21 protein-coding genes are annotated in these 18,628 nt (G+C 51.9%); 12 read left to right on the forward strand and 9 right to left on the reverse strand.

The features are described from left to right. From fdhF to F7B33_RS01525, 4 genes are all read right to left on the reverse strand, one after another. Nucleotides 1–1,820, reverse strand: a 1,820-nt coding sequence (gene fdhF, locus F7B33_RS01510; RefSeq protein ID WP_297072744.1) for a formate dehydrogenase subunit alpha, incomplete at its 3' end; no start/stop codon positions are given. Between the two features lie 217 nt (nucleotides 1,821–2,037). Further along, nucleotides 2,038–2,868 (reverse strand): Coenzyme F420 hydrogenase/dehydrogenase, beta subunit C-terminal domain, encoded by an 831-nt coding sequence (locus F7B33_RS01515; RefSeq protein WP_297072746.1) that lies wholly within the window; start codon nucleotides 2,866–2,868, stop codon nucleotides 2,038–2,040. Then, nucleotides 2,865–3,545, reverse strand: a complete 681-nt coding sequence (locus F7B33_RS01520) for a 4Fe-4S binding protein (RefSeq protein WP_297072747.1) — start codon at nucleotides 3,543–3,545, stop codon at nucleotides 2,865–2,867. The genes F7B33_RS01515 and F7B33_RS01520 overlap by 4 nt, the downstream gene beginning before the upstream one ends. Nucleotides 3,546–3,550: 5 nt before the next feature. Next, nucleotides 3,551–4,723, reverse strand: a complete 1,173-nt coding sequence (locus F7B33_RS01525) for a nickel-dependent hydrogenase large subunit (protein ID WP_297072749.1) — start codon at nucleotides 4,721–4,723, stop codon at nucleotides 3,551–3,553. Nucleotides 4,724–4,987: 264 nt separating this feature from the next. On the opposite strand from F7B33_RS01525, the gene F7B33_RS01530 reads away from it, so the two are divergent. The 4 genes from F7B33_RS01530 (at nucleotide 4,988) to F7B33_RS01545 (ending at nucleotide 7,811) form a co-directional block, all read left to right on the forward strand. After that, nucleotides 4,988–5,218: a TRAM domain-containing protein gene (locus tag F7B33_RS01530; RefSeq protein WP_297064736.1), complete on the forward strand. Its 231-nt coding sequence runs from the start codon at nucleotides 4,988–4,990 to the stop codon at nucleotides 5,216–5,218. 76 nt (nucleotides 5,219–5,294) lie between these two features. Next, nucleotides 5,295–6,569 carry a tRNA (N(6)-L-threonylcarbamoyladenosine(37)-C(2))-methylthiotransferase gene (locus F7B33_RS01535; RefSeq protein WP_297064739.1) on the forward strand — a complete coding sequence of 425 codons (1,275 nt, stop codon included), beginning with the start codon at nucleotides 5,295–5,297 and terminating at the stop codon, nucleotides 6,567–6,569. A 158-nt stretch (nucleotides 6,570–6,727) separates the two neighbouring features. After that, nucleotides 6,728–7,150 (forward strand): hypothetical protein, encoded by a 423-nt coding sequence (locus F7B33_RS01540; RefSeq protein ID WP_297072752.1) that lies wholly within the window; start codon nucleotides 6,728–6,730, stop codon nucleotides 7,148–7,150. A gap of 94 nt (nucleotides 7,151–7,244) precedes the next feature. After that, nucleotides 7,245–7,811 carry a signal peptidase I gene (locus F7B33_RS01545; protein ID WP_297072754.1) on the forward strand — a complete coding sequence of 189 codons (567 nt, stop codon included), beginning with the start codon at nucleotides 7,245–7,247 and terminating at the stop codon, nucleotides 7,809–7,811. Here F7B33_RS01545 and F7B33_RS01550 read toward each other — a convergent pair. Further along, nucleotides 7,808–8,164, reverse strand: coding sequence for a cupin domain-containing protein (locus F7B33_RS01550; protein WP_297072756.1), 357 nt, complete (start codon nucleotides 8,162–8,164; stop codon nucleotides 7,808–7,810). The two genes, F7B33_RS01545 and F7B33_RS01550, sit on opposite strands and share 4 nt — an antisense overlap. 83 nt (nucleotides 8,165–8,247) lie before the next feature. Between F7B33_RS01550 and F7B33_RS01555 the strand changes: the two genes are divergently transcribed. The 3 genes from F7B33_RS01555 to F7B33_RS01565 all read left to right on the forward strand — a co-directional run bounded on the left by F7B33_RS01555 (nucleotide 8,248) and on the right by F7B33_RS01565 (nucleotide 11,884). Further along, complete coding sequence (locus F7B33_RS01555) at nucleotides 8,248–9,885, forward strand: metallophosphoesterase (protein ID WP_297064640.1); 1,638 nt, start codon at nucleotides 8,248–8,250, stop codon at nucleotides 9,883–9,885. A gap of 108 nt (nucleotides 9,886–9,993) precedes the next feature. Then, nucleotides 9,994–11,205, forward strand: coding sequence for an inorganic phosphate transporter (locus tag F7B33_RS01560; protein WP_297064652.1), 1,212 nt, complete (start codon nucleotides 9,994–9,996; stop codon nucleotides 11,203–11,205). Between the two features lie 4 nt (nucleotides 11,206–11,209). After that, on the forward strand, nucleotides 11,210–11,884 hold the full coding sequence (locus F7B33_RS01565; RefSeq protein WP_297064637.1) for a TIGR00153 family protein: 675 nt from the start codon (nucleotides 11,210–11,212) through the stop codon (nucleotides 11,882–11,884). A gap of 33 nt (nucleotides 11,885–11,917) precedes the next feature. Here the strand turns inward: F7B33_RS01565 and F7B33_RS01570 are convergent, their stop codons facing one another. After that, complete coding sequence (locus F7B33_RS01570; protein ID WP_014122803.1) at nucleotides 11,918–12,145, reverse strand: Lrp/AsnC ligand binding domain-containing protein; 228 nt, start codon at nucleotides 12,143–12,145, stop codon at nucleotides 11,918–11,920. A 50-nt stretch (nucleotides 12,146–12,195) separates the two neighbouring features. Between F7B33_RS01570 and F7B33_RS01575 the strand changes: the two genes are divergently transcribed. Continuing rightward, nucleotides 12,196–12,846: a serine/threonine protein kinase gene (locus F7B33_RS01575; protein WP_297064627.1), complete on the forward strand. Its 651-nt coding sequence runs from the start codon at nucleotides 12,196–12,198 to the stop codon at nucleotides 12,844–12,846. Here F7B33_RS01575 and F7B33_RS01580 read toward each other — a convergent pair. Next, nucleotides 12,814–13,140, reverse strand: coding sequence for a hypothetical protein (locus F7B33_RS01580; protein ID WP_297064649.1), 327 nt, complete (start codon nucleotides 13,138–13,140; stop codon nucleotides 12,814–12,816). The genes F7B33_RS01575 and F7B33_RS01580 overlap by 33 nt on opposite strands. A gap of 118 nt (nucleotides 13,141–13,258) precedes the next feature. On the opposite strand from F7B33_RS01580, the gene F7B33_RS01585 reads away from it, so the two are divergent. Beyond that, the gene (locus tag F7B33_RS01585; RefSeq protein ID WP_297072758.1) at nucleotides 13,259–15,118 is read left to right on the forward strand and encodes a S9 family peptidase; all 1,860 of its coding nucleotides are present in this window, start codon (nucleotides 13,259–13,261) and stop codon (nucleotides 15,116–15,118) included. A gap of 89 nt (nucleotides 15,119–15,207) precedes the next feature. Then, complete coding sequence (locus F7B33_RS01590) at nucleotides 15,208–15,645, forward strand: hypothetical protein (protein WP_297064621.1); 438 nt, start codon at nucleotides 15,208–15,210, stop codon at nucleotides 15,643–15,645. On the opposite strand, the gene F7B33_RS01595 is transcribed toward F7B33_RS01590, so the two are convergent. Further along, complete coding sequence (locus tag F7B33_RS01595) at nucleotides 15,623–16,483, reverse strand: methyltransferase domain-containing protein (RefSeq protein ID WP_297072761.1); 861 nt, start codon at nucleotides 16,481–16,483, stop codon at nucleotides 15,623–15,625. The two genes, F7B33_RS01590 and F7B33_RS01595, sit on opposite strands and share 23 nt — an antisense overlap. Nucleotides 16,484–16,559: 76 nt before the next feature. Here F7B33_RS01595 and F7B33_RS01600 point away from each other — a divergent pair, with 76 nt between their 5' ends. Together F7B33_RS01600 and F7B33_RS01605 are read left to right on the forward strand one after the other, a co-directional pair. Further along, complete coding sequence (locus tag F7B33_RS01600; protein ID WP_297072763.1) at nucleotides 16,560–17,255, forward strand: RAD55 family ATPase; 696 nt, start codon at nucleotides 16,560–16,562, stop codon at nucleotides 17,253–17,255. Continuing rightward, on the forward strand, nucleotides 17,252–17,695 hold the full coding sequence (locus F7B33_RS01605; protein WP_297072765.1) for a hypothetical protein: 444 nt from the start codon (nucleotides 17,252–17,254) through the stop codon (nucleotides 17,693–17,695). The genes F7B33_RS01600 and F7B33_RS01605 overlap by 4 nt, the downstream gene beginning before the upstream one ends. Here the strand turns inward: F7B33_RS01605 and F7B33_RS01610 are convergent. Next, nucleotides 17,692–18,624: a dipeptidase gene (locus F7B33_RS01610; protein WP_297064610.1), complete on the reverse strand. Its 933-nt coding sequence runs from the start codon at nucleotides 18,622–18,624 to the stop codon at nucleotides 17,692–17,694. The two genes, F7B33_RS01605 and F7B33_RS01610, sit on opposite strands and share 4 nt — an antisense overlap. Nucleotides 18,625–18,628: the final 4 nt, after the last annotated feature.

The following is an 18,628-nucleotide window of genomic DNA, read 5'->3' on the forward strand; positions in this document are numbered from 1 at the left end:
TGAACCTCGAGGAAAGGCTCCCTCCAGCGCTTCCTCAGGAGCTCGCTCCTCCCAGTCATGGTCAGCGTGTGGAAGTGTCCGACGTAGCGCACCGTCGTTAGAGTCAGTGGGTATTCCTCGTCGGGCGTTTCTGCAGGCGGTCTGTGGTCAACGGAGGCCAGGTGGGCCTTCCCGTCGGGTGTTAAGAACCCCCCCGCGTAGAGAACCCTCGTTCCTGGGTGGTCTTCGCTCGGACACGGCCAGTGGATTCCGGCGAGGTTTCTCTTGAGCCTCTCGGGTGTTATTCCCCGGTACTGGGGAACGATTGCGTTTATCTCCCTCAGGATTTCCTCCGGAGAGTTGTAGTTGAAGCCCCCCGTACCGCTTCTGGTAAAGCCGGCCGCTTTTCCTATCTCGCTCACTATCCACCAGTCTGGTCTCGCTTCCCCCGGCGGTTCTATGGCCTTGAAACTCCACTGCACGCGCCTCTCCGTGTTGGTGAGGGAACCTTCGTTTTCGAGCATTGAAGTTGCGGGCAGAACGATGTCCGCTAATCTCGTTGTCTCGGTGGGGAAAATGTCCTGAACAACGAGAAATTCGAGCTTTCTAAGGGCCCTGAGGACGTTTCTTGAGTTGGCCTCGCTTATGACGGGATTTTCACCCATTATGTAATAGGCCCTCACTCTGCCCCTCAGCGCTTCGTGGGTCGCCTCGACCGTTGTAAGGCCCACTTCACCGCTGAGCGGAACCCTCCAGAATTTTTCGAAGGCTTTCCTCTTATCTGGGTCTGTTACCGCCTGATAACCGGGAAAGACGTTCGGCAGAACTCCTAGGTCACAGGCACCCTGAACATTGTTCTGGCCACGCATCGGTGATGCACCGTTTCCGGGCCTTCCTATGTGTCCGGTTATAGCTATGAGCGTTGCAATGGCCCTGACGTTGTCGTAACCGTGAACCGACTGGGTTAGGCCCATAGCCCACGTGATTACGGCGTTTTCTGCCCTGGCAAACGTTACGGCGGCTTCCTCTATCAGCTCCGCCGGAACGCCGGTTATCTCCTCCACCCTCTCAGGGGAGTACTTCTCAACGGTCTTCTTCAGCTCTGAGAACCCGACGGTTCTTTTTTCAACGAAATCCTTGTCGTAGAGGCCGTGCTTAATTATAACGTGCATCATGCCGTTGGCGAGGGCTATGTCCGTCCCGGGATGAAGCTGGAGGAATATGTCTGAGAACCAGGCGGTTCTTGTATAGCGCGGGTCAACGACGATAACTTTTGCTCCCCGCTCCTTGGCCTTGAGGACGTAGCGGAAGCCGACCGGGTGAGTTTCAGCATAGTTGTGGCCCCAAATTACTATCACGTCTGCCATCTCGATGTCGCGGTAGGTGTTGGTCATGGCGCCGGCACCGAAGACGGCCTTCAGGCCTGCAACCGTCGAGGAGTGGCAGAGCCTCGCGCAGTGGTCGATGTTGTTAGTTCCGAGCATTCTGGCCAGCTTTTGAATCAGATAATTGGGCTCGTTGTAGGTTTTGGCCGAGCCGAAGAACATGAGCTGGTTGGGGTCATCTTTGGCTATCTCTCTCAGCCTAATGGCGACCTCTTTAATAGCATTGCCCCAGCTTATCTCGACGAACTTTCCCTCTTCCTTCGCCTTAAGAGGTTTTTTCAGTCTGTCCTTTGAGAACAAATCGAGAACCGCGTTGCCCTTTGGGCAGAGGCTTCCCTTCTCGTTCGGAATACCTAGTATGTCGTCAGCATAATCCAGCCTGTAACCTTCGGGAGTTTTTTCGATGTAGAGCCTGCACCCAACTCCGCAGTAGGGACAAACGACGGGAACCCTCAAGTTACCACCTCCATGAACAGGTATGTTCGCATGCACATTTTTGTTCCCTCATTTCGAAGTTCACCGAAGAATTTAAAACGCTTTTTCAAATTCCCGGTTCCAAACAAAAGGTGTTATATGGCCTTCTTTCGATGAAAAAGCCCGCAAAAGGCTTTTTGTATTCTCTTCTCTGGATGGAAAACAAAAGTGCTTAACAAGGCTGTTAAAAAATAAGGGCTCACAGGAGCTGGGCCATGTTTCTCTGGGCCCTTGCGAGCTTCTCCCTCGCTCTCTTGAGAACCTCGCCGAGAACGTGAGACCCGTCGCGAAGCTCAAGGTAGCCCTCCTTTTCGGCCCTCCTGAGGAGCTCCTCCCCGCGCTGATTTCTTGTTATCAGCACAGTCCATCCCGGTTCGTTCTCGACGAAGCCGGCTGAAACGTCGCTCCAGACGCCGGTGTAGTCGGAGCAGACCAGACAGCCCGTCTGGAGATAGGAGAAGGCCTCTTTGAGGGGTATTGCGAGCACACTGTTTTCCCGGTGAATTTCGAGGAAGTCCTTTGAGAGCTTTATGTCCACTATCTCCTCGGCTCTGACACCGTACCTGACGCGCAGATAGTTAAGGAAGGCCTCGAAGGCGAAGGTGCCCATGCAGAAGAGGCTCACGATGTAGCGAATCCTGTTCCCGAAGTCCGTCTCTAGTATCGGGAAGTCCCTCATCTGGCCGAAGAACTGCGCCTGGCAGGGAAGACAAACCACTGCGACTCGCTCCAAGTTTTCCTCCTCTATCTTTGCCTTAATCCTTGCCGCGAAGGGGACTATGCTCCAGCGGTTTCCGGCGGTTTCCAGGAGCTCCTCCTTTGTCCTGGCAACTACTGCTTCACCCTCAAGTCCCTTCGTTCTTTTGGCCGTAACGACGCCGTCTATAAGGTTCTTTTCGAGGGCATAGGTGAGCATCGCAGTAACAGCGCCACCGCTTGCGACTTTCCTTTTCAGTATTTCCTCGTCGGTGGTCCTGCCGAGGTAAACGGCTCTAATCTGGCCGAGAAGGGTTTCCCCAACGGACATCATGTCTTAACACCTCCCAAGCAGATAATCTGGCTCGCGCGCGGACAGCGGATGTAGCAGGTTCCACAGCGTATGCACCTCTCTTGGGCTAGGGTTGGTCTCTTGTCTATGAGCTTGATTGCACCCGTCGGGCAGGAGAGCTCACAGGCCCCACAGCCTATGCAGAGGCCCGTTAGAACGACGTCATCAATGAGGTCGAACCCGCTCAGCTTCTTCACTCCCGCGGTAACCTTGAAGAGCCTCAGCCTCGTCTCGTTTCCTGCTATAAAGTACTTGAAAAAAGACTGGAGCATCTGAGGCGTTGGCGGACAGCCAGGTATCGAGTAGTCCACCCCTATCACGCTGTTTATCGGCTGGAAGTTCCTGTGGTCCGGCCTTGGTGCTTGACCTCCCCGGCAGAAGCGCAGTATTCCGCCCAGAGCTGAGCATGAGCCGAAGGCAACGACGACCTTGGCCTTTTCCCGTATCTCCTTCAGCTCTTTAAGGACCCGTGGCTCGTTTATGCAGGCTCCGCCTGTTATGAGGGCAATATCATACTCGTCGTACTTACATCCCCCGTTGCGGAGGTAAGATATGTCGAGCTCTATGCTATCCATGAGCTTGGGGTAGGCCCTTATGATGCTCACGTTACAGCCCTCACAACCGCCTATGTCAACGTGAAGGACCTTCAGCTTCCCCATAACTATCACCTCATCCTCACTACATGGGTTGTGCAGGGGATACACGGGTCGTAGAGCCTCATAACCGCCTCAGCGGTTTTCACGCTCAATCCCTTCGCCATTTCCTCCATAATCGGGATGTTGAACATCGTTGGAACGACTATCTTCGAGCTAACCACGCGCCCTTCTTCACCGAGCTCGATGTAGTGTATCAGCGTCCCTCTCGGCGCCTCGTAAACCCCTACTCCCTTGCCCGGGCCAAAGGTTATGTTCTTGGCCCTGAAGGCCTCGTTCATGTCAATCCCGTCAAGAATCTCCCCCAGGCGTAGGATTGCGAGCTCAACGTCCATAACCCTTGCGAGATGTATTCCGTAAAGGGAAGCGTCCCTGAACTCACGGTAGGTCTTCATCCTCGCTCTCGGGCCTGTTTCAACTTTCTTTCCGCCGTAGAAAGCTATTAGCGTCGTTGACTCCCTCGCGGGTTCCTCCTTCCTGAACTCGTAGTAGGGCATCGTCTCTATGGCATCGACCCTTATGTTGTAGCGGTCTCCGTAGAAGAAACTGCTCGCGAGGTAAGGCACTTCCCTCTTCGTTTCCCTCAGCTCCTCCGCTATCTCGGTCTGGACGTCTTCATCGAGGAGAACCTCTTTCACCTTTTCCCAGCTCTTCGCAAGGTCAGGGAACCTCGCCTTTAGGTTGTTGAAGACGCTCCACTTCGGGACGCGGAGCATGCCACCTATCGTCAGGTTCGGTGGGTGAGTTGCCGCCCCACCGAGCTTAATCAGGTAGTCGCTTACCTTGGCGTGGAAGGTCATGAGCTTGAAGAGCACCTCGTTCCGCTTCTCCTTCTTTATTAGGTCCCCTGCCATCATGAGGAACTGGAGGGCGTGACTTTGAGTTCTGTTTATCAGTCCGAGGGCTTCCCTCATGAGGAGCCCGTTCCTCGGAGGGGCTATTCCTATTGCGTGCTCGACCGCTTCCACAGCCGCTATGCCGTGGGACGCGTGGCAGAGACCGCATATTCTCATGACCGCCTCGATCGCGAAGAGCGGGTTCTTTCCTACCACTATCTTCTCGAACCCTCTGACAGGTGCGGTCGCGATGAAGAGAGCGTTCTGAACAGTCCCGTCTTCTTCATAGAGTATCAGCTTCGCCTCGCCGGCGACTCGACAGACCCTGTCAAGCTTGACCTCGCCCAATGTATCACCCCCAAAACTTGAATTTCGTCTCACCCATTAGTCGATAGTCGGCTTTTGATAAAAGGATTTCCTGAACCGAAGGTTTGGAACCGGAAATTTCTCCAAGGACGCCTGTACATCGCTTTATTTCAAAAAACACTTTTGTTTTCCTTTTCAAGAACGGCAAACAGACGCACCCAAAGCTTTATATACTCTTGACCCGACCGGTCAGTGGGACTCTTCTCAGGGTGAGAGAGTTCCAGAAGTCTGTAGGTTGTGTTGTGTATGTACGGAGATAGATATGGTGGATACGGAAGGAACTATGGAAACGAAGCCCCGGTTAAGGTTGGAGAGCGCTACACCGTTAAGATTGAGAGCCTTGGCAAGGGTGGCGATGGAATCGCCAAGATTCAGGGCTTCGTTATCTTTGTCCCGAACACCCAAGTTGGGGACGAGGTTGAGATTGTAATTAACTCCGTCAAGAGGAAGTTCGCTTTCGCTTCAGTCATCGAGTGATTCCCTTCTTCTTTTCATATCTTGTGGCCATTTTTGAACCGCACCATTTTTAAACCCCTCCTATCAGCCCGCTCCGATGGTCAGGGTTTACGTCGAGAGTTATGGCTGTTCAAGGAACAAAGCCGATGGCGAGATTATGGAAGCCATTCTACTTAGAGCTGGCTATGAGTTGGCCGAGAGCCCGGAGAAAGCGGACTACGTCGTTGTGAACACCTGCGCCGTCAAGGACCCGACGGAACTCAAGATGGCGAGGCGAATAAGAGAGCTCATAGATTTAGGGAAGAGGGTCATAGCAACGGGCTGTCTCGTCCACGTCAATCCTAAAGCCATAGACCCCCGCGTCTCCGGAATCCTTGGGGTTAAGAGCATAGACAAAATTGCCGAAGCGATAAGCGTTGCGGAGCATGGGGGGAAGCTTATAAGCGTCGAGGGCTGGCGCGAGAGGAACATTGACAAGCTTGAACTTCCCAGGCTGTGGAAGCCGGGCGTTTCCTTCGTGGTTCCGATAGGCGAGGGCTGTCTGAATGCGTGCACATACTGCGCGACGCGCTTCGCAAGGGGCGTTTTGAAGAGCTACAAGCCGGAACTCGTCGTTAAGTGGGTGAAGGAAGCGCTTGAGAGGGGCTATAGGGAGATTATTCTCTCAAGCGAGGACACCGGTTGCTACGGCTTCGACATCGGGACGAATTTGGCAAAACTTCTCGACGAGATAACGGCCATTGAGGGCGACTTCCGGGTTAGAGTAGGCATGATGAATCCCAATCACGCTATAAAAATCCTCGATGAGTTGGTTGAAGCCTACCGGGATGAGAAGGTCTACCGTTTCCTTCACCTGCCGGTCCAGAGCGGGGACGATGGAATCCTCAGGAGAATGGGCAGGAACTACACGGTTGAAGAGTTCGAGGAGATAGTGAGGGTCTTCCGGCGAAAAATTCCGGGGTTGAACCTAAATACGGACATCATAGTTGGCTTTCCAGGGGAGAGCGACGAAGCGTTCCAAAACACCGTCGAGCTGGTGAAGAGAATAAGGCCGGACAAGGTTAACGTCTCCCGCTACTCGGCGAGGCCCGGAACCATAGCCGCTAAATGGAAACAGTTGCCGGGCTGGCTTGTAAAGGAGCGCTCAAGGCTTCTCCACAGGCTTCGCCTTCAGATAGCCTACGAGATTAACAAAGCCTATGTTGGGGAAACGGTCGAAGTTCTCGTCCACGGCCCTGGAAAGAAGGGTGGAATCGAGGGAAGGACGTTCAACTACAAGGAGATAATCCTAGACTCTGGAAAATCCGGCGAAATCACAAGGGCCAGAGTTACTTGGGCCGGCTCCACGTATCTCAGGGGAGTTGTTGTCTGAGACTGAGTTTGGGTCTTTTAGTTTTGGGGATTCTCCAAGAACTTTTGGTTTTAATTGTTTTCAATTTAATACAGAAATCGAACCATTGTGGTTCATTTTAGAAAACTATTTATACCTACTTTTCCAGTGGAAACGGGAGTCAAATGGAGGTGGCTTGAATGAGGAGGAACGCTAAACGAAAGCTGATTCCACTGGCCTTTGCACTTGTTTTGACGATAATAGGAACTGCGTTGGCAGTGCCACGTATCAGTGTCAGTGTTCAGAAAATAGGCGGCGGTGCCAACAATACTGTTGCCGTTGACACGACCAAAGCCGCTGTTAACTGGATTTTTGATAGCGCACAGCCGTGGGTCATTACGGGTGCCAATGTTTCTCTCGATAATGGACCTGGAGTAAACGGAACGTTGACCCTCTACATCGCACTTGACAATGGCACTGTGTATACTTGGAATGCTTCTATATCTAGCACAGATACTAGTGTGACAGTTAGTGCCCCAAGTGGAGAAGCAATAGACTTAACCCAGAACTACATAGAGAAAGTAACAGTCGTGATAAATGGAAAGCAGGTGTCAGTTTCATAATAGCCTATAGCGGTTTATTTCTTTTTTGACTTACTTTTCGAGGCACAACCTTTTTGTTTGGTGGAAGGTCGTTTACCCTTGCGGGAGGGGTATTATGCAAAAGCGCCAATTTGACCTATACTCCCTGTTATCATACATTATTTCTGCGTGGATACTTGTTATCTTACTCCTTCACTTCGTCTTTGGCTTCCAGTACGTTGTTATTCTGACGGACTCGATGAAGCCCCACATAAATCCCGGCGACTTGGTTGTAACAAAACCCGTTTCTCTGTCAGAACTCCATGTCGGTGATGTTATACTTTATGAAATTCACATTGGGAACTCCACTTACCGCATAACCCACAGGATTGTGGCCATAAAAACCGATTGGAACGGACGCTACTACTTCGTCACCAAAGGCGACAACAGGAAGTACACGGACCCTTGGCGCGTCTACCCGGAGCAGGTTATAGGTAAGGTAATCCTAGTCATTCCAAAGGTCGGCGTGGTCTGGTACTACACTCCCCTGATACTTCTCCTGGTATTTCTATTCATAATAGGGACGATAGCCTACGAGATAGCCCTTATTTTGCTTGAAGAGGAACCGCCCAAGCCCAAGTGGGCCAAGCCCTCCCTTCTTGCCGTCAAAAGGAAGAAGCTGAAAAGGTATTACAGGCGTTAGGCCCACTCCTCCTCTGGAATCGCCTCCTTCTTGGCCGGGATTATGCAGAGAAACTCGAAGGTGTCGCTCAAAGCTTTATATCCGTGGGGCTCGTTTGGCGGGACGTAGAGGAAGTTCCCGGCTTTAACGTGGTGCTCCTCCTTCCCGTTGGTTATTATTCCCTCGCCCTTGACGATGAAAATCTCGTGCTCCCAGTCGTGCTGGTGAATCGGAATCTCGGCCCCTTTCTTCATGACAAAATAGCGCATGGCGAAGTTCTTGGCCCCAAGCTTTGGAGAAACGAGCCACCTAATGGTTACCCCCTCAAACCCGGTGTCCTTCTCCGGAGCATCTTTGTAATGTCCCACGAACATATTACCACCGTTAGTCCTTGATGAGTTTTGTATTTAAACCTTCACACTTTTAAGGTGAACATAGAGTTTCAAGGGGTGGTTGTATGAAGCGTCTGCTTGGAATCGTTCTGGTACTCGTTGTCCTGGCCGGTGGGTGCATAGGCTCAACCCAGACATCGAGCACATCAAACGGCAAGACATCTACTACCACAACAACTGGGATTAACTTCTCGAGTTACCCCCCGGGAAAGGTCATTGGGAGCTGGTGGAAGCTCTTTAACGAGACCTTCTACGTCAGCGATGGCTATGAGAGTATGGTCAAGCACTACTTTCCGGGGGCAAAGGTTAAGCCTTTCTCCGAGTTTAAGGGAAGCGGTATAGTTGTCCTCTCTCCAGGGGACGAGGTTAAGTCAAGGATACTCTTCGGGAAACCTGTCCAGGTTCAGAAACTCGAACCCTTTGGTTACATAGCCTACAAGTATGGAACCCACCTTCCCGGTCCGTGGCTGGGGGTAACAGCGATAATGGACTCGGACAGGGGCCCTGTCATGGTCGTAAGCGGAACCAGTAAGGCCGGCGTTGGAGCTTCCCTGGACTTTCTCAGGGAACTCAAGGACGGAAAGCTCAGCGTTGACCCGAATTCCATCGTCCGCTCGGGTTCTTTTGAGGGAATCGTTCTGAAGGAAATAGGCGACGTCAACTTCAACGGTATTCCTGATGAGGACGAGCACTACGAGCTCTACCAGCTCCTCTACGACGAGCCCTTCAACTACTACTGGCGCGTTGTTAAAGGCGAGAACATCACCGTCAGCGGGGGCTTCATAAGGCTTGTTAACGGTACTACTGTCTACATAAGGGCCCTTGGCTTCAACGTGACCGTTTATGTCAAGGACTCAAAAAACATCCCGATAACGTACGTTCTGGATAACATAAATCCAGAGCTGATGGTTCTCCCGGAGAACGCCAAGGTTCTCGACAACACAACCGTTGAGTTCACCACCGATAAGGCAAGCTTCTCGGTAGTGGCGAAGAACGTGAGCAACTACACCGTTCTCGCTTTCGGTGACCATAGGCCCGCGAGCGGTGATAAACCGCCGGCTGTGTTCCTCCAGATAATGAAGGATATAAACGGGGAAAAGGGCGCCTTCGTCATAGACGGCGGTGACCTCGTCTACTCGGGCACAATCTACCAGTGGGCCAACCTCATGGAGGTCTGGCACTGGAACAAGCCGATTTTCATAGCCGTTGGAAACCACGAGTACCAGGGTGAGGGTGTTAGTATCTTCCACTACTACTTTGGACCAACCGACTACGCCTTCAGCCTCGGAAACTACCGCTACATCTTTGCCAACGACATAAGCAACGACTACAGCCTCACCGATGAGCAGTTTGCGTGGCTTAAGGAGCAACTTGAGCTGGCCAAAAAGCGCGGTGAGAGGCCCGTCATAGTTATGCACGCTCCCCCCTATGACCCGAGGCCCGGAGGAGACGACCACGCCATGAGCGAGTCCAGTGCCCAAAAACTTCTCAAGCTAATGAAGGAATACAACGCCTTCGGAATCTTCAGCCACATCCACATCTACTGGAACGGAACCTACGACGGGGTTCACTTCATCATCACTGGAGGTGGGGGGGCTCCTCTATACGCCCCACCAAACGAGGGCGGCTTCCACCACTACGTTGTCCTTACTATGGGGCCCAATGGCAGGATTAACATAAAGGTAGTTAAAGTCTCTTCCTGAGCTTTTCTCTTTATTCTATTTGTGTCTATATAGAGATTGTTAGTTAGATATATTCTATTGCGACAAAATATTTATTTTGCTACCCTTCATAGGGTCTCGGTGGTTGGGATGAACCCGTGGCTGGTGTTCACGATAATCGTCGGTTTTTGGATGGCCTGGAACATCGGTGCCAACGATGTGGCAAACTCCATGGGAACGGCTGTCGGAGCTAGGGCAATAACACCAAAACAGGCGGCGGTTATAGCGGGGACAATGAATTTCCTCGGTGCCTATTTCTTCGGGAAAAGCGTCGCCGATACCATAAGGAAGGGGATACTCAGTGTGAGCATGATTCATGACCCGATGGTTATAGTCTATGGCTCACTCTCTGCTCTTTTGGCGGCTAGCATTTGGTTAATATTTGCGACCTACAACGGACTGCCGGTTTCTACGACCCACTCCATAATTGGGGGGATAGTAGGTTATGGTCTCGTTTACGCAGGGACTGGTATAGTGGACTGGTGGAAGCTTGGTCAGGTGGTTCTCAGCTGGATTCTATCTCCGATATTTGGAGCAATCGTAGCTTTCTTCGTGTTCAAGGCGATAAGGGGGACGATTCTTGCAAGGGATGACCCTCTAAGAAGCGCCAGACACTGGGCGCCCTTCTGGACCGGTCTGGCTTTTGTAGTTATCGGGACGATGTTTTACATCAAGGTTCTGCACGGCTCGGATTTAGCTAGGGGCGTCATCTTCTACGGCATCCCGACCGGGTTCGTTGTGTTCCTACTTACATACGCTCTCATAAGGGTTAAATTCAAGTCGAGTGACCCCTACATTGGAGTTGAGAGCATATTCAGGAAAGTTCAGGTCGTTACCTCCGGCTACGTTGCCCTCGCCCACGGTTCCAACGATGTTGCCAATGCCGTTGGGCCCATAGCGGCCGCCTATGCGGTTCTGACGGTTGGGTTGAGTGGCATGAAAGTTCCAGTCCCAAAGTGGATACTGGCTCTCGGTGGCCTTGGCATAGCCATCGGAATTTTCATGTATGGTTACAAGGTTATGGCGACCGTGGGGAAGAGAATAACGGAGCTCACAAACACGAGGGGTTTTTCTATAGACTTCTCGGCCGCCACGGTCATACTCGTTGCCAGCTGGCTGGGAATGCCGATTTCCACAACGCACACCGTCGTCGGGGCCGTAGTTGGAGTTGGCCTCGCAAGGGGAGTTAAGGCGATAAACACTTCAATCTTGAAGGACATAGTTATTTCGTGGTTCGTTACGGTTCCCGTGGCCGCTCTGATAAGTGCCGTGATATTCAAGGTTCTCCTGCTGGTGGGGTGATAATATGCAGGTCTGGACGAAGCTCTTCGCGAAGAGCCCCTTTAAGCCCCTGATAAAGCACTCGGAGGTGGTTCTGGAGACCGTTGAGACGCTGGAAAAGGCTCTCAACGCATGGTACAACGGCAACTACGATGAAATGAGAGACCTGGCGGTCGAGGTGGACAGGCTAGAAGATGTTGCCGACAGGATAAAGGAGGAGATACGCGATTCACTCAGTTCGAGGCTCATGATGGCCGTTGCGAGGGAAGACGTCCTCATATACCTCCACATGCAGGACAAGGTGGCTGACTCGGCTGAGGACACGGCCAAATGGCTCCTAGTCGGAAAGCCTGACGGCATTCCCGAGGAAGTCAAGGGCGTTATCCTGAGGATGGGAACCGAGAGCATAAAGGCGGCGAAGCTCATTCACGAGGCTATAGTCCAGATGGACAGGGTTATAGAGAGCGGGTTTGCAGAGAAGGAAATCGAGAGGGAGTATGGGATTATCCATGCAATAGAGGACGTTGAGAAGGCGATAGACGAGCTGGACACGGAGCTTATGAGACTCGTCTTCGAAAACGCTGATAGGTTCGACTGGAGCACGGGCGTTTACATCCTGAACGTGGCGAGAACACTAAGCAACATCTCTGACAAGGCCAAGGATTCCGCCGAGAGAATAAGGCTCATGATGAACAAGTAATCCTTTTTCTTTATTCAGGAAGAATAGAAAAGGTCAGATTGCTATCATCGTCGATGTCATCTGAATCTCGGGCATGCGCCTTATCTTTTCAGTTATGAACTGGTCAAGGTCTTTGAGCGTGTCGGTCTCAACCTTTACAACGAGGTCATACTCTCCATAAACGACGTAGGCCTCCTTAACCTCAGGCATGGCAAGAAGCTTCTCCATAACTTCCCTTTCCTTTCCCGCGGCCGTAACCATCAAAATAAAAGCCGTCACCATGGGCTATCACCAAAAGTATTTAACCCGCGGCCTATTTAAGCTTATCGAGTATGACGTTCGAGAGCATCATGGGTCGTAAACGGCTAGAACGCTTTTTGAACCACCTTAAAGAACTCGGATTCGAGGGGGTTAGGCCGTACTCCAAGGGCACTACGAGTCTAGTCTTCCTTGGCGAACTCGGGGGAAAAAAGACCATAGTGAAGCTCCAGAGGCCGGACTCTCCGAGGAGCAACCTTGGGAGGGAAGCTAAAATACTGAATGCCATAGAACCCTTTGGCATTACGCCCCCTCTGCTCTTCACGGGAACCTTCGAGGGACTTCCCTACCTCGTCAGGGAATTTGCGGAAGGTGAATCTGTGCTGTATGCAAACGTAGAGAAGGGCCACCTCTTTCAGATAGCCGAAAAGACTGCCCTGCTAGACAGGCTCGGCCTCGACCACGGTCAAATGCAGGGAGGGAAGCACATAATAGTTGGCGATGGGGTTTACATCATTGACTTTGAAAAGGCCGGCTGGAGGAAGCCCAACAACCTAACGTCGGCGTTTTCCATGCTCTTCGTCGGTAGAAACGCCATATCTGAGAGGCTCTACCGGAAGTTCGGTCTCGATGAAGGCTTCAGGGAGGAAATGAAGGAAGCCCTCAGGGAGTATAAAAGGAGTGGAAACCTTTCACGCCTTCTGGGCCTTCTTTCCAGCCTTTAGCCTGTCCGCGTAGAGGGCCAAGAGTGGAACGACGATGGCGAGAGTTATCAGCCCGACCCTCGGGTCGAGGAAGTAGTTGAAGACTAGTATTACTACCACCGAGATTCCAATCATGAGAAACAGGTCCCTGTCGTAGAGCCTTGATTTGGCTAGAATGTTCTGTTCTCTCGCTGTGTAGGCTAGGTAAGTGGGTATTCCCAACGCGGCTATGGTTATTCCAACGTAATCTCTCAAAATCAGGGACACTGCTATGCCGAGTGCAAGGATTACTGCAATGGCCGTGGTTTCTCTCATTCTGGACACCTGTTTTGGTTTATTCTGGGTTACCTTTTAAAGGTTCCCGATGTCCTTTAGAGTTCGTTGAAGTTAGGTTTATATACTGGAGTGTTTCTCATAGTTTGGTGATAACGTTATGAAAAGTATCGAATGGGACGAGAAGACCTTTTCTCATTTTGCCTACCTGAACGACCCGAGGATTGAAGGGGAGAAGATAGCCTACACTCTGACGAAGGTGAACATGAAGGAGGACAAATACGAGAGCACTGTTGTCGTTGAGAACCTTGAAACGGGCTCAAGGCGCTTCATCGAGAACGCTTCCATGCCAAGGCTATCCCCGGATGGAAAGAAGCTCGCCTTCACGAGGCCCAATGAGGAGAAGAAGGAAACCGAGGTCTGGGTTGCCGAGCTTGAAACGATGAGCTCCAAGAGGGTTCTCTCAGCTAAAAACATCCGCTCAATCCAGTGGAACGCCGATTCGAGAAGGCTCCTTGTAGTCGGCTTCAAGAGGCACGATGATGAGGACTTCGTTTTCGACAGCGAAGTTCCCTTCTGGTTCGACAACATGGGCTTTCTTGACGGGGAGAAGACGACATTCTGGGTTCTCGACACGGAGAGCGAGGAAATCATCGAGGAGTTCGAGAAGCCCCGCTTTTCCAGCGGTCTCTGGCACGGTGATGGTATAGTCATCAACGTCCCGCACCGCGAGGGTTCAAAGCCGGCACTCTTCAAGTTCTGGGACATCTACCTTTGGAAGGACGGGGAGGAAGAGAGGCTCTTCGAGCGCGTTTCCTTTGAGGCCATTGATTCCGACGGGAAGGCCGTTCTCCTGAGGGGTAAAAAAGAAAAGAAGTTTATCAGCGAGCATGACTGGCTTTACATCTACGACGGCGAGCTCAGGCCGGTCTACGAGGGCCCGCTCAACGTCTGGAGCGCGAAACTTACCGACAGGAAGGTTTACTTCCTGACCCCCGATGCCGGTAGCGTTCACCTCTGGCTCTGGGATGGTAGTGCCGAGAGAGTCGTCGTTGGAGACCACTGGATTTACGGCCTAGATGCTAGCAACGGAAGGGCACTGCTCCTCATAATGACGGCAACAAGGATAGGCGAGCTCTACCTCTACGACGGTGAGCTCAAACAGCTTACTGACTACAACGGGCCGATATTCACTAGGCTTAAGACCTTTGAGCCGAGGCACTTCAGGTTCAAGAGCAAAGACTTGGAGATAGACGGCTGGTATCTTAAACCCGAGCTGGAGGAAGGAGAGAAAGCTCCCGTCATCGTTTTCGTCCACGGCGGGCCAAAGGGAATGTACGGCAACCGCTTCGTCTACGAGATGCAGCTGATGGCGAATAAAGGCTACTACGTGGTTTTTGTCAATCCGCGCGGTAGCGACGGCTATAGCGAAGACTTCGCGCTTAGAGTCCTCGAAAGGACAGGTCTGGAGGACTTTGAGGATATTCTCAACGGCATCGAGGAGTTCTTTAAGCTCGAGCCGCAAGCGGATAAGGAGCGCGTTGGAATAACAGGCATAAGCTACGGCGGTTTCATGACGAACTGGGCTCTAACGCAGAGCGACCTTTTCAAGGCGGGAATAAGTGAAAACGGCATAAGCTACTGGCTGACGAGCTACGCCTTCTCGGACATAGGCCTCTGGTACGACGTGGAAGTGATAGGCCCCAACCCGTTCGAAAACGATAACTACCGCAAATTAAGCCCACTATTCTACGCGAAGAACGTTAAGGCTCCACTCTTGTTGATTCACAGCCTCCAGGACTACCGCTGTCCCCTCGACCAGAGCCTAATGTTCTACAACGTGCTCAGGGACATGGGCAAGGAGGCCTACATAGCCGTCTTCAAGCGCGGTGCACACGGGCACAGCATAAGGGGGAGTCCAAAACACCGTTCGAAGCGCTATAAGCTCTTCGTCGAGTTCTTCGAGAGGAAGCTGAGGAAGTATGAGGAGGGCTTCGACGTTGAGATGGTTCTAAAATGATTTCCATTTCTACAGTCTTTTTCGAAAATTTTTTTAAATTTACCGATATTTATCGAAAAACTTATAAAAGCTGAAGGGTTTTAACGTCCATGGTCGCAAGGTTTAGGGTTTTTGGCGTAGGAAATGACTTGGTCTTTGAGAGGAGCGTGGAGGTTGACTCTAGGATAAGCCCGGGTGTTTTTGAGTTCACGGTTGGGAAACCTTGGAACAGGTTGGAAGAGCTCGCATATCTTAGAACCGTTGCTGAGGAAGTCTTTGAAGGGCTCGCCGTCGTTGGTTTGGCCTATGGGGAGCCAAAGACCTATCTAGGCACTTTTGAGGACGTTGAAACCGGCAAAAGGTACTCGGGTTTTCTTGCTACTGTCCCCGATGAGTCCCTCAAGGTTCTGACCGTTAGGTTGGGTTCGGTTGAACTTGAGTCGTCGAGTGTCTACGCAATCAGGCGGGAAGTTCGCTCCGATGTGATGTTTTCAGAGGAACTAAAGCCCGGAACCAGGGTTGCCTTTAGGGGCTTTGTTCTCGTATGATGGAAGGTTTCCTCGCCACAACGCCGAGGGCTTCCTCAACGCGCTTAACTCCAACGAAGCCTGCCTTCCTGAGGCGTTTCATAACGCCTTTTTGCAGGTCTTTCCTTCTGTATTTCCTCCCCGGGTTGCCGACGTAGTGGAAAAGCCTTCCTCCGGGCTTTAAAATCCTGAAAAGCTCGCGGTAGAACTCCTCCGAATAGAGCTGTCCAGCCAGCGAGAAGCGCGGTGGGTCGTGGATTACCACGTCAAAGCTCTCATCGTTGAACTTCCTTACAACCTCAAAGGCGTCTCCCAGGATAATCTGTATCTTTCCACCTGTGAAGAGCTCCCTGCTCCACGGGTTTATTCTCGCGAGTTCAATCACGTTGGGGTCCTTTTCAATAGTTATAACGTACGCCCCCCGCTTTGAGGCCTCTATAGCAGTGTAACCCAGCCCCATGCAGGTGTCCAGAACCGTTTCACCTTCCTTCGGCTTCACCGTGTTCACTTTGTTCCTCGTGTCCTGAAGGGGGTTTACCTCCTTCGTGCGATGCATCCTTATGCCGTTTATCTCTATCGTCGGCGGAATCGTCGGGACGAGCTTGTAGAAACCCTTACCCGTTATCGCCGCCTTGTAAACTCTCCCGTTTTTGATGAAGTACACGCTCTTATCGTCCCTCGCTATTTTTTCGATTACCTCCTTCGGAACCCTCGTGCCGTCTGGGAATACGAACTCGTTTCCATCCCTATCTATCATCCACGTTCTGTTGGTCTTCCTGAGGTCGAGGTTGAGCTTTACAGGGCCATTGAAAAGCAGGAGTCTTCTCGCATCCGGGGACGTTAAAAAGTACGCATCCATACCCTTCCCTCGCCCGGGTTGGGACATCTTTTTATATAGTTTTGCCCCAATCGTTTATAAGTGGGAGGATGATAGGATGAGAGCCAGCGAGAGGGTTCGCACCGGAATTCCTGGCTTTGATGAGCTCATCGAGGGGGGCTTTATTCCAGGAAAGGCCTACCTCGTTACTGGGCCTCCTGGAAGCGGAAAGACAACTTTCGCCATGCAGTTTTTGGTTGAGGGGGCTAGGAACGGCGAGAGAGTGGCTTACATCTCACTCGTTCACAACCCTGAGGAGGTCGTCAAGGACTTCGAGCGCTTTGACCCCGAGGTCAGGGACCACATAGCCCGCGGGAACCTCATTCTCTATGACCTTGGAAAGGAACTTTGGGGCTCGACCGCCAAGCCACCCCAGTGGAGTAGCGTCATGTTCAGGATAAAGGATTTGGCGAGGGAAGCCAAAATTTCGCGTCTCGCTATAGACCCTCTGACTGCCATAGACTTTCCGACGACCGACCCAGCTGAGAAGAGGGCGGAACTGGCAACGTTTTTGAGGACGATTGAGAGCCTTGGCATAACGAGCATTCTCGTTGCAGAGTTCACTGAGCTCGACCGCTATACCGAGGAGCACTACCTCGTTGACGGCGTCATAATGCTTCACTACTACCTCGATGGCGTTAAAATGGTTAGGGCTATCCAGGTTCTCAAGATGCGCAGGACCAACCACGAGACGAGAATGTATCGTGTTGAATTTGGCTCACGGGGACTCTCTATCAGGGGGCCGCTAATATGAGGAGACGCTTCCGTAGTAAACCTGTAACACTCGCCGAAATACTATCGGAGAAGAACCCCGTTAGAAAGGCTTACCTCCTCGGATACTTCTTTGGCTATGCCGGGCATTTGGCTTGGAGTGGCTGGTCGAGGGAACTTAAAGAGCACGTTTTCAGGGATGCAGAAAGGAGAAACGTTTTTCCCCAGGCATTTAAAGCATTTAAAAAAGGCCGGGCTGAGGGAGCCTCCGACAAGGAACTAGACATAATGTTCGGCGTATATAGGCCTCCAGTCCTTGAGGCCGAACTGAGCACGGAGTCATTTCGCTCAACGTTCGAGCGCTCCAGGGTTCTCGGGATGCTCTCCGTTAAACTGACCGGTGAAACCAGATTCCTTGGCTTCGTAAAATTTTCAAACAGCAGGAGCCATTTGAGGCTGCCTTCTTTCCTCAGGAGACCTTAGGTTATTCTTTCAAAAACCCTCTCGAAGTTCTTGAAGGTTATTGCCTTAACCTCTTTCTCGCTGAACTTTTCCTTGAGCTTTTTAACCAGCGCGGGAATCTTCGATTCATCCTCAAATCCCTCAACGCTCTTCCCGCTCCAGCCCTTGAGATAGTAGACGAAGTCGAAGCCGAGGCCAACGTGCCTATAACCGATGAGGTCGGCCATGTAAGTGATATGCTCCAGGTACTTATCGAGCGTTGGCTTTTCGTTGTCCACGAAGCCCGGTATCGCAACGGCCCCAACAACGCCGTCCCTTTCGGCTATCGCCTTCAACTGCTCGTCCGTCAGGTTTCTCCTGTTGTCGCAGAGCTTCCTCGCGTTGGAGTGTGACGCTATGACAGGGAAGGAGGTAACATCGAGAGCGTCCCAGAAGCCGGCTTCGTTGATGTGGCTTAAATCTACAACTATACCGAGTTCCTCTGCCTTACCAATCACTTCGACACCGAAGTTTGTAAGCCCGCCGTTGGTTCTCTCGAAGACGCCGTCGCCTATAGCATTTCTTAGGCTCCACGTTAGGGTTAGAACCCTAAGGCCGAGGCGATAGAAGACTTCCAGAAGGTCGAGGCTCTCGCCTATCGGTTCCCCGCCTTCGAGGCCGAGCCATAGGGCAGTCTTTCCCTCTTCAATTACCTTCTTCATCTCTCCAACGTTCCCCACGAGCTCGAAGCGCTCGCTTTCTTCCAAATCCCTAAGAAAAGCGTTGAGAACCTCGAGACCGTAAACGGTTGCCTCCTTCCTCTTATCGGGCCTCGTCCATATCGCCATAACCCTCGAACTAACCCAGCCGTTGAAGAATTTCCCGTAGTTGTCCTCGAGGACGCGAGTTTTTCCGGCTTTCCTCTCGTCGTAGATGAAGGTCGGCAAATCCGAGTGCGCATCGAAAATCATGGGC

Origin of the sequence: Thermococcus sp. (assembly GCF_015523185.1) — an archaeon.
GTDB lineage: Archaea > Methanobacteriota_B > Thermococci > Thermococcales > Thermococcaceae > Thermococcus.

Bases quoted from the DNA above. Each gene is read 5' to 3' on its own strand.
- F7B33_RS01560 (WP_297064652.1), top strand. From the start codon at position 9,994: ATGAACCCGTGGCTGGTGTTCACGATAATCGTCGGTTTTTGGATGGCC.
- F7B33_RS01605 (WP_297072765.1), top strand. From the start codon at position 17,252: ATGAGGAGACGCTTCCGTAGTAAACCTGTAACACTCGCCGAAATACTA.
- F7B33_RS01540 (WP_297072752.1), top strand. From the start codon at position 6,728: ATGAGGAGGAACGCTAAACGAAAGCTGATTCCACTGGCCTTTGCACTT.
- F7B33_RS01570 (WP_014122803.1), bottom strand. From the start codon at position 12,145: ATGGTGACGGCTTTTATTTTGATGGTTACGGCCGCGGGAAAGGAAAGG.
- F7B33_RS01545 (WP_297072754.1), top strand. From the start codon at position 7,245: ATGCAAAAGCGCCAATTTGACCTATACTCCCTGTTATCATACATTATT.
- F7B33_RS01550 (WP_297072756.1), bottom strand. From the start codon at position 8,164: ATGTTCGTGGGACATTACAAAGATGCTCCGGAGAAGGACACCGGGTTT.
- F7B33_RS01580 (WP_297064649.1), bottom strand. From the start codon at position 13,140: ATGAGAGAAACCACGGCCATTGCAGTAATCCTTGCACTCGGCATAGCA.
- F7B33_RS01555 (WP_297064640.1), top strand. From the start codon at position 8,248: ATGAAGCGTCTGCTTGGAATCGTTCTGGTACTCGTTGTCCTGGCCGGT.
- F7B33_RS01595 (WP_297072761.1), bottom strand. From the start codon at position 16,483: ATGGATGCGTACTTTTTAACGTCCCCGGATGCGAGAAGACTCCTGCTT.
- F7B33_RS01530 (WP_297064736.1), top strand. From the start codon at position 4,988: ATGTACGGAGATAGATATGGTGGATACGGAAGGAACTATGGAAACGAA.
- F7B33_RS01575 (WP_297064627.1), top strand. From the start codon at position 12,196: ATGACGTTCGAGAGCATCATGGGTCGTAAACGGCTAGAACGCTTTTTG.
- F7B33_RS01600 (WP_297072763.1), top strand. From the start codon at position 16,560: ATGAGAGCCAGCGAGAGGGTTCGCACCGGAATTCCTGGCTTTGATGAG.
- F7B33_RS01520 (WP_297072747.1), bottom strand. From the start codon at position 3,545: ATGGGGAAGCTGAAGGTCCTTCACGTTGACATAGGCGGTTGTGAGGGC.
- F7B33_RS01515 (WP_297072746.1), bottom strand. From the start codon at position 2,868: ATGATGTCCGTTGGGGAAACCCTTCTCGGCCAGATTAGAGCCGTTTAC.
- F7B33_RS01565 (WP_297064637.1), top strand. From the start codon at position 11,210: ATGCAGGTCTGGACGAAGCTCTTCGCGAAGAGCCCCTTTAAGCCCCTG.
- F7B33_RS01590 (WP_297064621.1), top strand. From the start codon at position 15,208: ATGGTCGCAAGGTTTAGGGTTTTTGGCGTAGGAAATGACTTGGTCTTT.
- F7B33_RS01585 (WP_297072758.1), top strand. From the start codon at position 13,259: ATGAAAAGTATCGAATGGGACGAGAAGACCTTTTCTCATTTTGCCTAC.
- F7B33_RS01610 (WP_297064610.1), bottom strand. From the start codon at position 18,624: ATGATTTTCGATGCGCACTCGGATTTGCCGACCTTCATCTACGACGAG.
- F7B33_RS01535 (WP_297064739.1), top strand. From the start codon at position 5,295: ATGGTCAGGGTTTACGTCGAGAGTTATGGCTGTTCAAGGAACAAAGCC.